At 71.1% G+C, this 12,432-nt stretch carries 11 protein-coding genes and 1 tRNA gene; 7 read left to right on the top strand and 5 right to left on the bottom strand.

Annotated features, from left to right (window positions below):
• Positions 1–173: 173 nt before the first annotated feature.
• From ACIBAE_RS17550 to ACIBAE_RS17540, 3 genes are all read left to right on the top strand, one after another.
• Positions 174–749: a TerD family protein gene (locus ACIBAE_RS17550; protein ID WP_399285840.1), complete on the top strand. Its 576-nt coding sequence runs from the start codon at positions 174–176 to the stop codon at positions 747–749.
• Between the two features lie 51 nt (positions 750–800).
• Positions 801–1,964, top strand: coding sequence for a DUF475 domain-containing protein (locus ACIBAE_RS17545; protein ID WP_399285838.1), 1,164 nt, complete (start codon positions 801–803; stop codon positions 1,962–1,964).
• Positions 1,965–2,163: 199 nt separating this feature from the next.
• Positions 2,164–2,901, top strand: coding sequence for a Tellurium resistance (locus ACIBAE_RS17540; protein ID WP_399285836.1), 738 nt, complete (start codon positions 2,164–2,166; stop codon positions 2,899–2,901).
• Between the two features lie 86 nt (positions 2,902–2,987).
• Here ACIBAE_RS17540 and ACIBAE_RS17535 read toward each other — a convergent pair whose 3' ends face one another.
• Positions 2,988–3,920 carry a TerD family protein gene (locus ACIBAE_RS17535; RefSeq protein WP_399285834.1) on the bottom strand — a complete coding sequence of 311 codons (933 nt, stop codon included), beginning with the start codon at positions 3,918–3,920 and terminating at the stop codon, positions 2,988–2,990.
• 187 nt (positions 3,921–4,107) lie between these two features.
• On the opposite strand from ACIBAE_RS17535, the gene ACIBAE_RS17530 reads away from it, so the two are divergent.
• From ACIBAE_RS17530 to ACIBAE_RS17520, 3 genes are all read left to right on the top strand, one after another.
• Positions 4,108–5,271, top strand: a complete 1,164-nt coding sequence (locus ACIBAE_RS17530; protein WP_399285832.1) for an HpcH/HpaI aldolase/citrate lyase family protein — start codon at positions 4,108–4,110, stop codon at positions 5,269–5,271.
• An 80-nt stretch (positions 5,272–5,351) separates the two neighbouring features.
• Positions 5,352–7,922 (top strand): phosphoribosyltransferase, encoded by a 2,571-nt coding sequence (locus tag ACIBAE_RS17525; protein ID WP_399286125.1) that lies wholly within the window; start codon positions 5,352–5,354, stop codon positions 7,920–7,922.
• Positions 7,923–7,936: 14 nt separating this feature from the next.
• Complete coding sequence (locus tag ACIBAE_RS17520) at positions 7,937–8,752, top strand: HAD family hydrolase (protein ID WP_399286122.1); 816 nt, start codon at positions 7,937–7,939, stop codon at positions 8,750–8,752.
• A gap of 46 nt (positions 8,753–8,798) precedes the next feature.
• On the opposite strand, the gene ACIBAE_RS17515 is transcribed toward ACIBAE_RS17520, so the two are convergent.
• From ACIBAE_RS17515 to ACIBAE_RS17500, 4 genes are all read right to left on the bottom strand, one after another.
• Positions 8,799–9,029 carry a zinc ribbon domain-containing protein gene (locus ACIBAE_RS17515; protein ID WP_399285830.1) on the bottom strand — a complete coding sequence of 77 codons (231 nt, stop codon included), beginning with the start codon at positions 9,027–9,029 and terminating at the stop codon, positions 8,799–8,801.
• A gap of 95 nt (positions 9,030–9,124) precedes the next feature.
• A complete protein-coding gene (locus ACIBAE_RS17510; protein WP_399285828.1) occupies positions 9,125–9,697 on the bottom strand; it encodes a DUF4383 domain-containing protein in 573 nt (190 codons plus the stop codon).
• An 82-nt stretch (positions 9,698–9,779) separates the two neighbouring features.
• Entirely contained in the window at positions 9,780–11,156 is a 1,377-nt protein-coding gene (locus ACIBAE_RS17505) for a hypothetical protein (protein ID WP_399285826.1), read from the bottom strand.
• 192 nt (positions 11,157–11,348) lie between these two features.
• Positions 11,349–12,125, bottom strand: coding sequence for a DUF4097 family beta strand repeat-containing protein (locus ACIBAE_RS17500; protein ID WP_399285824.1), 777 nt, complete (start codon positions 12,123–12,125; stop codon positions 11,349–11,351).
• Positions 12,126–12,308: 183 nt separating this feature from the next.
• On the opposite strand from ACIBAE_RS17500, the gene ACIBAE_RS17495 reads away from it, so the two are divergent.
• Positions 12,309–12,380, top strand: a tRNA-Val gene (locus ACIBAE_RS17495).
• The last annotated feature ends 52 nt before the right edge of the window (positions 12,381–12,432 follow it).

The raw sequence follows: 12,432 nt of genomic DNA, 5'->3' as shown, positions 1-12,432 counted from the left end.
TCGACGCACGTCCGGCGCCGCACGCTTCGTGCGGCGCCGGACGTGCGTCCGGGCGGTATCCGACGTGCATCGGTACGGACGCGAACGGCATGAACAGGGTGCGAACGGGCATGACGTCAAGCGCGCCATGCCGGGCAGCACGACACCACTCCACCGCGGGGAGGACACACATCATGGGCGTCACGCTCGCCAAGGGAGGCAACGTCTCCCTCTCCAAGGCCGCACCGAACCTCACTCAGGTGCTGGTCGGCCTCGGCTGGGACGCGCGCTCCACCACCGGGGCGCCTTTCGACCTCGACGCCAGCGCGCTGCTCTGCCAGTCGGGCCGGGTGCTCGGTGACGAATGGTTCATTTTCTACAACAATCTGACCAGTCCGGACGGATCCGTCGAACACACGGGTGACAATCTGACCGGAGAGGGAGACGGCGACGACGAGTCGCTGCTGGTCGACCTCTCCCAGGTGCCCGCCACCTGCGACAAGATCGTCTTTCCGGTGTCGATCCACGACGCCGACAACCGCGGCCAGACATTCGGACAGGTCAGCAATGCCTTCATCCGGGTGGTCAATCAGGCGGACGGGCAGGAGCTCGCGCGCTACGACCTCAGCGAGGACGCCTCCAGCGAAACGGCCATGATCTTCGGCGAGCTCTACCGCCACGGCGGCGAGTGGAAGTTCCGGGCCGTGGGTCAGGGGTACGCGTCCGGACTGCGGGGCATCGCCCTAGACTTCGGGGTCAACGTTTCGTAAAGCAATGCTCTGTACGGGGGAAACCCCGGCAATCACCAGATGGGGTAGTAAGTGTTCCTGAAAACCTTCGGCTGGTCGGTCGCCATCACGGCGATCGGCCTCGCCTTCGCGGCTTGGCAGTGGGGGTGGGAGGCGTTCGGGATCGTACTGATCCTGTCGATCCTTGAGATCTCGCTGTCGTTCGACAACGCGGTCGTCAACGCCGGAATCCTGAAGAAGATGAATGCCTTCTGGCAGAAGATCTTCCTCACCGTCGGCATCCTCATCGCGGTGTTCGGTATGCGGCTGGTCTTTCCCGTCGTCATCGTCGCCATCAGCGCCAAGGTCGGCCCCATCGACGCCGTCCAGATCGCGCTCGACCACCCGGACCGGTACGAGTCCCTGGTCACCGACGCCCACCCGGCCATCGCCGCCTTCGGTGGCATGTTCCTGCTGATGATCTTCCTCGACTTCATCTTCGAGGAGCGGGACATCAAGTGGCTGGCCTGGCTGGAGCGTCCGCTGGCCAAGCTCGGCAAGGTCGACATGCTCTCGGTCTGCGTCGCGCTGATCGCGCTGCTCGTGACCGCGCTGACCTTCGCCACCCACGCCCACACCAGCACCGGCTACCAGGACAAGTCGGCCACCGTGCTGCTCGCCGGGGTCGCCGGACTGATCACGTACCTCGTCGTCGGCGGGCTCTCGGCCCACTTCGAGAACCGGCTGGAGGAGCAGGAGGAGCAGGAGCACGAGGAGGAGGAGAAGGCCAAGGCCGCGGGCAAGCCGGTCTCCGCGATCGGCCTGGCCGGCAAGGCCGCGTTCTTCCTCTTCCTGTACCTGGAGGTCCTGGACGCCTCCTTCTCCTTCGACGGGGTCATCGGCGCCTTCGCCGTCACGAACCAGATCTTCTGGATGGCGCTCGGCCTCGGCATCGGCGCGATGTACGTCCGTTCGCTGACGGTCTACCTGGTCCGTCAGGGCACCCTGGACGACTACGTCTACCTGGAGCACGGCGCGCACTACGCGATCGGCGCGCTCTCGGTGATCCTGCTCGTCACCATCCAGCACTCGATCAACGAGGTCATCACCGGCCTGGTCGGGGTCGTCCTGATCGCGGCCTCCTTCTGGTCCTCGGTCCGCCGCAACAAGCGGCTGGAGGCCGAGGGCGGCGGCGAGGGCGGCGGCGAGGGCGGGGACAAGGACCCGGACGTGGACAAGGCGGCACTGCCCGTCTGAGCCGTGCGCCGGTGAGCCCTCCGGTGAGCCGGTCCCACGGGGTGTGACCAGGCGGGTATCGAGGGAACGCTCTGAACGGGGCGGTCAGGAAGCGGAAGCCTCCTGACCGCCCCGTTGTTCTGTCCTGTGACACGACGTGACATGTTCTGTCCGGTGACGGGGCGACGACGGTGGCATTGACGAGTGAAGTGGGTGGGGTATGGCCTTCTGGGACAATCTGCGGCTGGGCGGGGCGCCGCCCTTCGAATCGGGCAGCGCCGTGTCCAACTCCATCGAGCTGACCAAGCGGCGTCCGGCGGTCTCGCTCTCCAAGCAGAGCGCGGCGACGGGCAACCTGCGCGTGAACCTGTCCTGGCGGATGCGCGGTTCGGACATCGAGGGACGGTCGCGGCAGAGCGGCGGGCTGCTGCGCAACCCCCTGAAGCTCTTCAAGCCCGAGGTGGTGCAGGCCCACACCCAGGGCGTGGTCAATGTGGACCTGGACATCGGCTGCATGTACGAACTGCAGGACGGCAGCAAGGGCGTCGTACAGCCGCTCGGCGGCTTGTTCGGTGACCTCAACGGGCCGCCGTACGTGAAGCTCAGCGGCGACGACCGGTTCGGCGCCCCCTCGGGCGAGACGATCTTCGTCAATCTCGATCACTGGGACGAGATCAAGCGGCTGCTGGTCTTCGTCTACATCTACGACCAGACGCCGGCCTTCGACCGGACGCACGCCAAGGTCACACTCTTCCCGAGCAGCGGCCCCCGGATAGAGATCGACCTCGACGCCCATGCTCCCGAGGCCCGGTCCTGCGCCGTGTTCTCGCTGGACAGCGTCAAGGGCGAGCTGGTGGTGCGCCGCGAGGTGAAGTTCGTCTACGGCTTCCAGGCGGAGCTGGACCGGCTGTACGGCTGGGGCATGCAGTGGGGGCGCGGCTACAAGACGAAGACCTGAGACGGGCCGCCGTGCACGGGGAGGGACGCGGCGCCCCACGCGAGTTCGCCGGCCGGGGCCGCCGCGGCGGCCCCGGCGTTCCGGGACTACCGGCCGGCGAACTGCGGCCCCATCGGGGGCAGCCGGAAGTTCGGATCAGGTGCCGGGGCGGCCGCGGCGGCCGGCTGGGGATAGCCGTACGTCGGCGCCGGCGCCGACACGGGCTGCGGATAGCCGTAGGGGGGCTGGGCGGACGGCAGGGGCGGCTGCGGGTAGCCGTACGCCGGCTGGGACGGCGGCGGGGCGAGCGGCTGGGTGGGGGGCAGGGCCGGGGGCGGCGGCAGCTGTGTGGTCGGGTCGCCGTCCGGCCCCGGATAGGTGATGGTGGCGGCCGACGGGTCGGCCTCTTCGGCCCCCGGGGCCGCCGGAGACACGTCCGACCAGCCCGAGCCCGGGTCCTCCGGCTCCTCCGCCCCCTCCGAATCGTCCACGGAGATGCCGAACGCGGTGGCGAGCCCGATCAGACCGGTCGGATACCCCTGACCCACCGCGCGGAACTTCCAGCCCTCCCCGCGCCGGTACAGCTCCCCGCAGATGATCGCCGTCTCCTCGCCGGTCTCCGGCGTGACCTCGAAGACGGCCAGCGGTTCGCCGTCGGTATCGCTCGCGTCGCCCGCGTCGAAGAGCAGAATCCGCAGGTCGCTCACGTGCTGGAAGCTCGCGCCGTCCGAGGAGGCCGCGAGGACGATCTGTTCGACCGAAGGGTCGAGTGCGCCGAGATCCGCCTCGACGCTGTCGGTCAGTGCCTCACCGACCTGCTTCTTGGGCAGGTGCCGCACCACACCCGAGGGATGGCGCGGCTGGTTGTAGAAGACGAAGTCCTCGTCGGAACGCACCTGGCCGCCGGGCCCGAGCAGCAGGGCGGAGGCGTCCACATCGGGGATCCCGGGACCCGGGGACCAGTGCAGCACGGCTCGTACGGCCATGGCGTCGAGGGGGACGTTCGAGCCCTTCAGCATCGCGTGCGTCATACCCGTCATCCTGCCTTCCCGCTGCCCGCGTGGACAACGTGGGGGTTGTTCGGTACGTCTGAGTACGTCAGGAACACGTACACGAAGCGGGCGGGTAACCAGGATTTCACGCGGCCGGGGAACTCTTGACACCCGACCATACGTACTATTACCGGCCACATGACCAATGGCCACATCGGCGGTACGGGGGATTCTTATGCGTCATTTCGGGCACGTCCCGCCCTCGGTCCGAGAGGGCCTGTTCCATCAGGAGCCGCGCGAATTCACCGCGGACTCCCCGGCCGCCATGCTGTCGGCCGGCCTCGGCGCCACGCTGTACAGCCCCGCGACCCGGTCGCGGCTGGCCGACGACGTGCTGAAGCAGGCCGGGCGCGGCGTCGTCTCCATGGTGCTGTGCCTGGAGGATTCCATCAACGACTCCGAGGTCGGCGACGCCGAGACCAATCTGGTCCGGCAGTTCCTGGACCTCGACGCGCGAGGCGCCGAGACCCCGCTGCTCTTCATCCGCGTCCGCGAGCCGGAACAGATTCCGGACCTGGCGCGGCGGCTCGGCCCCGCGATCCGGCTGCTGTCCGGATTCGTCCTTCCCAAGTTCACCGAAGAGCGCGGAACGCCGTTCCTCGAAGCGCTGGTGGAGGCGGAGAACGCGAGCGGCCGCAAGCTCTACGCGATGCCCGTGCTCGAATCGCCCGAGCTGCTGCACCTGGAGACCAGGACCGCGACGCTCACCGGGATCGTCGACACCGTCGGCAAATACCGTGACCGGGTCCTCGCGCTGCGGCTCGGTGTCACCGACTTCTGCTCGGCGTACGGCCTGCGCCGGTCGCCCGACATGACGGCGTACGACGTACGGATCGTCGCCGGGGTCATCGCGGACGTGGTGAACGTGCTGGGGCGGGCCGACGGCTCGGGCTTCACGATCACCGGCCCGGTCTGGGAGTACTTCCGGCTCCAGGAGCGCATGTTCAAACCCCAGCTGCGGCGCAGCCCCTTCCTCGAAGGGCGGGCCGAGGACCTGCGTACCGAACTGATCGAACACGACCTCGACGGGCTGCTGCGCGAGATCGCGCTCGACCAGGCCAACGGGCTCCTGGGCAAGACGTGCATCCACCCCTCGCACGTCCCGCCGGTCCACGCGCTGTCGGTGGTCAGCCATGAGGAATTCAGCGACGCCCAGGACATCCTGCGGCCGGAGCGGGGCGGTGGCGGGGTGCTGCGCTCGGCGTACACGAACAAGATGAATGAAGTGAAGCCGCACCGCGCCTGGGCCGTCCGCACCCTCCAGCGGGCCGAGGTCTTCGGCGTCGCGCGCGAGGACGTCGGCTTCGTGGACCTGCTCACCGCCGGACTCGCCGAATGAGCGGGATACCTGCGAACGGGACGCCAGTGGACGGTTCGGCGGCGAATCCGGTGACGTCAACGAAGGAAGAGATCGTCGGCATGGTGTGGTCCGGAACATGGGTCGCGGAGCGGCTGGGAGTCGAGCTCTCCGGCGGTGAGGGCCTGCACGGGCTGCTGGGCCTGGCCCTGCGCCGCAACCCCAAGCGGGCCCATCTGCTGGTCTCGAACGTGCTGGGCAAACACGTGCCCCAGCGCCCCGGAGTCGTCTACGCGACGGGGACCGCGCTCGGCGAGCGCGTACGGGAGCTGCTGGGCGCGGACGTCGCGCACGCGGTGGTACTCGGCTACGCGGAGACCGCCACCGGCCTCGGCCACGCGGTCGCCGACGGGGTGGGCCGCGCCCCGTACCTGCATTCCACGCGCCGCCCGGTCGCGGGCGTCGCCCGTGCGGGCGGCTTCGAGGAGTCGCACTCGCACGCCACCTCGCATCTGCTGCTGCCCGAGGACCCGGGGCTGCTCGCCGGGGACGGCCCGCTCGTCCTCGTCGACGACGAGTTCTCCACGGGGAACACCGTCCTCAACACCATCCGCGACCTGCATGAGCGCTACCCCCGCGACTGGTACGTCATCGTCGCCCTCGTCGACATGCGCTCGGCGGCCGACCAGGGCAGGCTCACCGAATTCGCCCGGGAGATCGGGGCCCGCGTGGACCTGATCGCCCTCGCCTCCGGTACGGTCCGGCTCCCGGACGGCGTCCTGGAGAAGGGCCAGGCGCTCGTGGCGGAGTACGAGGCGCGCGCGGAGCGTGAGGCGCGGGGCCGCGAGGCGGGGGGCCGTGAGGCGGGGGGCCGCGAGGTGCCCACCGCGCCCGTCGCGCCCGCGCCCGCGCCCACCGCGCCCGCGCCCGTCCGCGCGGAGCTCGACTGGCCGGCCGGGGTCCCGGACGGCGGCCGGCACGGCTTCACCCCCGCCCACCGGGCCCGTCTCGACGCGGCGCTGCCCCGGATGGCGGCCACCCTGGCAGCCGAGCTGGCCGGAGCCCGGCGCGTCCTCGTCCTCGGCTTCGAGGAGCTGATGTACGCGCCGCTGCGGCTGGCCGAAACGCTGGAGCGGACCACCGGCGCGGAGATCAGGTACTCCACCACGACGCGGTCGCCGGTGCTGGCCGTGGACGATCCCGGATACGCCATCCGTAGCCGGCTCGTCTTCCCCGCGCACGACTCCGCCGCCTTCCCGGACGGACCGGACGGGCCTGACAGCGCCGGCCGTGGCGACCGGTACGCGTACAACGTGGCGGGCGGCGGCTTCGACGCCGTGGTCGCCGTCGTCGACACGCCCGCGGATTCCCCCGCACTGCACGCCCCGGACGGCCTGCTGGCCCAGCTCGGCGCGCACATACCGCGTGTCGTGCTGGCCGTCGTCCCCTCGTACGTCCCCGGGTACGTCCCGACCGTCGCCGCGACCGTCCCGTACGCCCCGGCGGGCACGCGCACGTCCTCGCAGCCCCCTCAACGGCAGGAACCCGCCATGCTGCCCGAACCCCTCCGCGGCCCCGCCTTCTCCTCGTACGCCCCCGAGGAGGTCGGCTGGCTCCTCAAGGACCTGTCCGGTGTCGAGCTGGAGGCCCCCACGGAGGAGCGCGAGGAGGCGATACAGAGCGGTGGCGCGCACTACGCCGAATCCCTGCCCGTCGAATACCAGCCGAGCCCGAAGTACCAGGAGCTGTTCAAGGCCGCCCTGGAGCTTTCGGCCGCCCGGGTCGCCCGCGCCGTCGGCACCGTCACCGAGACCGTGCTCGCCGAGCGCACCCCCCGCCCCGTCCTGGTCTCCCTGGTCCGCGCCGGCACGCCCGTCGGCGCTCTGATGCGCCGCTGGGCGCAGCGGCGGCACGGCCTGGACCTGCCGCACTACGCGGTCTCCATCGTGCGCGGCCGGGGCATCGACGCCAACGCCCTGCGCTGGCTCGCCGCCCACCACGACCCCGCCGATGTCGTCTTCGTCGACGGCTGGACCGGCAAGGGCGCCATCACCCGCGAACTGGCCGAGGCGCTCACCGGGTTCGGCGGCTTCGACCCCGAGATCGCCGTCCTCGCCGACCCGGGCGGCTGCGTCCGCACCTACGGCACCCGGGAGGACTTCCTCATCCCCTCCGCCTGCCTCAACTCCACGGTCTCCGGCCTGATTTCCCGTACGGTCCTGCGCTCCGACCTGATCGGTCCGGACGATTTCCACGGCGCGAAGCACTACCGCGAACTCGCCGGCGCCGACGTCTCGGGCCTCTTCCTGGACACCGTCGCGGCCCGCTTCGACGAGGTCGCGGGCGCCGTGGACGCCGACGTCAAGGAGCTCCTCTCCGCCGACCGCGCCCCCACCTGGGAGGGCTGGGCGGCCGTCGAGCGGATCAGTGAGGAGTACGGCATCCACGACGTGAACCTCGTCAAGCCGGGAGTCGGCGAGACGACCCGGGTCCTGCTGCGCCGCGTCCCCTGGAAGATCCTGGCCCAGCGCGGGGCGGGCGCCGACATCCACCACATCCGGCTGCTGGCCGAGGAGCGCGGCGTACCGGTCGAGGAGGTCGACGGCCTCCCGTACACCTGCGTCGGCCTCATCCATCCGCGCTTCACGCGCGGCGCGACCGGTGCGGACGGCAAGGCGGTGCTCGCGTCGTGACCAGTTCCTCGGAGCTGTCGACGCTCGTCGCCAGCGATCTCGACCGCACGCTCATCTACTCGGCCGCCGCGCTCCAGCTGCCGATGCCCGACGCCGAGGCGCCCCGGCTGCTCTGCGTCGAGGTGTACGGGAGCCTGCCTCTGTCGTATCTCACGGAGACGGCCGCCGGGCTGCTCGACCGGCTCGCCCGCGCCACCGTGTTCGTCCCGACGACCACCCGCACCCGTGAGCAGTACGAACGTGTCCGCCTACCGGGCCCCGCGCCCCGGTTCGCCATCTGTGCCAACGGGGGGCAGCTGCTGGTCGACGGGGTGACCGACCCCGACTGGACGGCTCAGGTGACCGGCCGGCTCGCGGCCGGGTCCGCCCCCCTGGCGGAGGTCCGCGCCCATCTGCTGGCCGCCGCCGACCCCGCGTGGCTGCTCAAGGAGCGGGTCGCCGAAGACCTGTTCGCCTATCTCGTCGTCGACCGCGCCCTGCTGCCCGAGGGCTGGGTGAAGGAGCTCGGCGACTGGGCCGCGGGGCGCGGCTGGACCGTCTCGCTCCAGGGCCGCAAGGTCTACGCCGTACCGCAGCCGCTCACGAAGAGCGCCGCGATGCGCGAGGTCGCCCGCCGCACCGGAGCCGAACTCACCCTCGCGGCGGGCGACTCGCTCCTCGACGCCGATCTGCTGCTGGCCGCCGACCGCGCCTGGCGGCCGGGCCACGGCGAACTGGCCGAGACCGGCTGGAGCGCGCCGCACGTCGACCTGCTCAGGGACAAGGGCGTCGCGGCGGGGGAGGAGATCCTGCGGCGTCTCAGCCTCGCCGCAGGCCTGGACCCGGCCTGACCCGTACCTCTCGGGGTCAGCCGCCGTGACCCCGAGCCTCTCGGGGTCAGCCGCAGCAGCCGCCCCCGCAGCACCCGCCTCCGCCGCCACCCCCGGCCGAGGGGGCGGGAGCGGCGGCGCCACCCTTGGCGGCGCCGCCGACCGCGACGGTGGAGAGAAGCTTCACGGTGTCGTCGTGCCCGGCGGGACATGACGCGGGAGCGGCCGACTCCGCCATCGGGCGGCTGACTTCGAAGGTGTCGCCGCACGAGCGGCAGCGGAAATCGTAACGAGGCATGGGCTCAGGCTATCCGCCCGGCCGTGGCGCTGGGCGGCGTCGCGGTGTCGGTGCGCGGCGGTGTCAGCCGACGGTGGTGTGTGGCCGGCGCTGTGTCACCCGACGCCGACCTGGCCCCGCCGGCCCTTGGCCCGGTCGCGCCGCTCCTTCTCCGCCTCCTCCGGGTGGCGAGCCCGCCAGTACGGATTGTCGTGCGGCAGGCTGCCGCTGACTCTCCCGTACATGCCGAAGAACATCAGCATCACGCCGACCACGAAGCTGAACAGCACGTTCTGCATGCGGAACGCGAGGAAATTGGAACTCGTGTCGAGCAGGGCGAGATTCACGAACCCGCTCACGATGAACACGACACCGAAGATCATGTTGACCGTCGACGAGACGTTTCCGCCGATCAGCATGCCGGCGAGCAGCAGCACCCCGACGCAGATGGAGATCACGCTGAGCGCGCCGTTGGTGTTGAGGCCCGCGACCCGGTCGCCGCCGGTGCTGAAGAAGCCGATCTTGTCGATCAGCCCCAGGATGCCGAAAGCGACCAGCACCAAGCCGGTCAGGCCGCCGCCGATGCGGTAGACCTGGTTGAGCCGGTGGTCGAGCGGGAGCTGTTCGTCGAGTCGGACATGCCGCCTGGCATGCCGTCGCGGTGGCCGGCGGAGCGCTTGGGTGGCCATGGAAAAGGGCCTCCTTAGGCGTTACGTGTCCTTACGCGGTACGTATCAACCCAGCATCCGCCCGACCAGGCCGGGAGGCCACTCAGGCGCTGTGCCCGGCGCCCGCCCCGCGCGCCTCGCGGATCTCCGTCACCACCCGCGCCACGGCTTGCCGCACCGCCTCGGTCTCCGTCAGGAAGTGCCAGTAATCGGGATGGCGGCCCTCCAGCGCGGCCACGGCCCGGTCCAGCCGGGCCACCGACTCGTCCAGGGGGCGGGCGTGCCGGGGCTCGGGTGTACTGCGGCCGGCCATGGCGAGCCGCTGCGCGTCCCGGATCGCGAACCGGGTGCGGTCGATCTCCTGCTGCGGGTCCTTCGCCACCGCGTTCAGCCGCCGCAACCGGTCACCGGCGGCCGACACCGCCTCGTCGGTGCTGTTCAGCAGGGCCCGCGCCGTACTGAGCAGCGAGGTCGCGTCGGGCCACCGCTGCTCCGCGCGTGCCGTGGTCGCTTCCCTCAGCTTCTCCTCGGCCTGCCGGACACTGTCCGCCGCGTGGTCGGGGACATGCTGGAGGTCCTGCCAGCAGGCGGCGGTGAAGCGGCGGCGCAGCTCGCTGAGCACGGGCTCCACGGAGCCGGCGCGATTCGTCAGGGCCTGGGCGCGGGTGCGCAGCGACACGAGACGGCGGTCGATCTCCTGGGCGCGCTCGGGCAGCCGCTCGGCCTCGGCCCGTACGGCCCCGGCGTCGCGCAGGACCCGGTCGGCGCGCTGGAGCGTCTCCGGCACGCCGTGCTGGCCGGCGCCCTGGTTGAGCTTGGTCAGCTCGGGACCGAGGGCGGCGAGCCGGGCGGCGAGATCGTCCGCTCGCAGTCCGGAGCCGCGCACCGAATCGAGAGCATTGCTCGCGGAAAGGAGCGCCTGTCGCGCCCGCTCCACCGCCGGCGCGAGCCGCGCCAGCTGCGTCTCGGCCTTGTCCAGCAGCGGCCCGAGCCCCTGCTCGAACCGGTCCAGATCGCTCTTGACCCGGTTCAGCTCGTCCTTGGCCTTCGTCAGATCGCCACGCGCCTGGGAAGCGGCGGACGGCTCCAGGTCGTCCCGGTCCAGATCGTGCGCGTCCACGGCGTTGATGTAGCCGCTGCTCGCCTCGTCGATCCGGCGCCCCAGAGCCGCGAAGTCGTCCAGAGCCCGCCGGGCCCCCGGCGAGCTGTCGACCGCCGAGATCGTCTCGATCGAGATCCGCAGATCGCGCTGGGCCGTGTCCAGCTCGTAGAACGCGGCGGCCGCCGCGTCCTTCGCCGCCTGGGCGTCGGCCCGCTGACTCTCCCCGCGCCCCCCGAACCAGCGCCGCGTACCCCCGCCGGCGAACGCGCCCGGCAACGCCGCCAGGACCAGTGGCACCGGCAGCAGCATCAGCGTGAGGACATCACGGACGGCACTCGCCTTCGCTCTTACGTGCGGCTGCGCGTGTCTCGCCGTCACATCCCTCTCCCGTGCCGAGTTCACCCTGCCTGGGCCCGCTGGGACCATTCTCCCACCAGGTAAGGACGAACACACGGGCCTGTCGGTTCACGCTTGCGGCACAGGTCCCGGCACAGGTCCCGGCACAGGTCCCGGCACAGGTCCCGGCACAGGTCCCGGCACCGGCTCACGGCGCGCACCCGGAACCCGTACCTACCGCGCGCTGCGGACCGTGACCTGCCCGTTGTCGCTGCGCGCGTTCAGGACGTGCGGGCTGCCGCTGTCGGTCGGGACGTCCACATCGACCTTGCCGTTGTCGCTCCTGGCCGTCACCGCGTACGAGGTCCCCGGCCCGGGCAGGTCGATCACGATCCTCCCGTTGTCGCTCACGGCGTCGACCCGGTCGGGCGCGGCGGCCAGCCCCAGCTGTACCGCGCCGTTGTCCGACGTCGCGCTCACGGTCCTGGCGGAGATCCCCTCCGTCACGATCTTTCCGTTGTCGCTCCTCAGGTCGAGCGGCCCGCTGGAGTTCCGGACCGTCACCGCCCCGTTGTCCGACCGCAGCCTCAGCGCGGTGTCGAACCCGGTCGCGGTCACCCTCCCGTTGTCCCCGTTCACCGTCACCGCCACCCCGCGCGGCACCTTCACCTGGTGCCACGACTCACAGCTGCTCGCCACCGCCGTACAGGTCACCTTGAGCGAAAGCCTGCCGCCCGTCATCTTCCAGGTGGCCTTGGGCCCGGTCCCCAGGAACACCCATCCGTCGACCCGCCGAGTCACCTCGACCGCCTTCACATCGGCGGGTACCAGCTCGACCGTGGCGTCCCCGGCGTCGATCGTCAGCGTGTCCCCGTGCAGAGCGAACGACCGCTTCTCCTCCGTGGCGCCCGAGGCGTCCACGTCGCTCCCGCACCCGCTCAGGACCACCGCGACGAGCACGGTCCCGCCCACGGCGAGCAGAGTACGGCTGCGCTTACGGCTCACGGCCACGATGTTCGTCCCCCAGATACACAGCGCCGCCCGTCCGGGCCGACGCGTCTCGGCTGAGCCTCCACCGTAGGAGCGAACAGCGCCCCGGCCGATCCGGCCGCCCACCGTCCCGATGGTGGGGATACCCCCCGTACCGGTTTGCGGGGGCGCCCCGGCGGCCGTGTACGCTGATGCCTCATCCACGGGTGCGTAGCTCAGGGGTAGAGCGCTGCTCTTACAAAGCAGATGTCGGCGGTTCGAAACCGTCCGCGCCCACAGAACGTCCAGGTCCCTGACCTGGGCCAGGATCCTCTCCTGGGGGTTCATC

Source organism: Streptomyces sp. NPDC051569, assembly GCF_044454085.1.
GTDB lineage: Bacteria > Actinomycetota > Actinomycetes > Streptomycetales > Streptomycetaceae > Streptomyces.
This window is presented reverse-complemented; position numbering and strand designations above follow the sequence as displayed.

Bases quoted from the DNA above. Each gene is read 5' to 3' on its own strand.
- ACIBAE_RS17550 (WP_399285840.1), top strand. From the start codon at position 174: ATGGGCGTCACGCTCGCCAAGGGAGGCAACGTCTCCCTCTCCAAGGCC.
- ACIBAE_RS17540 (WP_399285836.1), top strand. From the start codon at position 2,164: ATGGCCTTCTGGGACAATCTGCGGCTGGGCGGGGCGCCGCCCTTCGAA.
- ACIBAE_RS17535 (WP_399285834.1), bottom strand. From the start codon at position 3,920: ATGACGGGTATGACGCACGCGATGCTGAAGGGCTCGAACGTCCCCCTC.
- ACIBAE_RS17530 (WP_399285832.1), top strand. From the start codon at position 4,108: ATGCGTCATTTCGGGCACGTCCCGCCCTCGGTCCGAGAGGGCCTGTTC.
- ACIBAE_RS17525 (WP_399286125.1), top strand. From the start codon at position 5,352: ATGGTGTGGTCCGGAACATGGGTCGCGGAGCGGCTGGGAGTCGAGCTC.
- ACIBAE_RS17515 (WP_399285830.1), bottom strand. From the start codon at position 9,029: ATGCCTCGTTACGATTTCCGCTGCCGCTCGTGCGGCGACACCTTCGAA.
- ACIBAE_RS17510 (WP_399285828.1), bottom strand. From the start codon at position 9,697: ATGGCCACCCAAGCGCTCCGCCGGCCACCGCGACGGCATGCCAGGCGG.